The sequence below is a fragment of the Marinomonas sp. ef1 genome, from assembly GCF_002806845.1.
Taxonomy (GTDB): domain Bacteria; phylum Pseudomonadota; class Gammaproteobacteria; order Pseudomonadales; family Marinomonadaceae; genus Marinomonas; species Marinomonas polaris.
Window position 1 is genome coordinate 1 of sequence record NZ_NHTT01000042.1, and the last position, 295, is coordinate 295.

Consider the following 295-nt stretch of genomic DNA (forward strand, 5'->3'; position numbering starts at 1 on the left):
AATTTAAAAGTGGCGTCCCATAGGGGGTTCGAACCCCTGTTACCGCCGTGAAAGGGCGGTGTCCTAGGCCTCTAGACGAATGGGACACAATTTAGCTTTTATAGTGCTATAACTATCTTCTTTTCAAACTTTCTACTTAAAGAAAGTGGAGCGGGAAACGAGGCTCGAACTCGCGACCCCAACCTTGGCAAGGTTGTGCTCTACCACTGAGCTATTCCCGCATTTCTAACACCCCTACTCTTTATTCGCATAAACGAGTGGACTGTTTTATCAAACTTGCCTAATTGCAAGACTG

The 295-nt window shown here is 46.1% G+C and carries 2 tRNA genes; both read right to left on the bottom strand.

Going from position 1 to position 295, the window contains the following annotated elements:
- Positions 1–10 precede the first annotated feature (10 nt).
- Positions 11–86, bottom strand: a tRNA-Glu gene (locus CCS02_RS21995).
- A 60-nt stretch (positions 87–146) separates the two neighbouring features.
- Positions 147–221, bottom strand: a tRNA-Gly gene (locus CCS02_RS22000).
- Between the last annotated feature and the right edge of the window lie 74 nt (positions 222–295).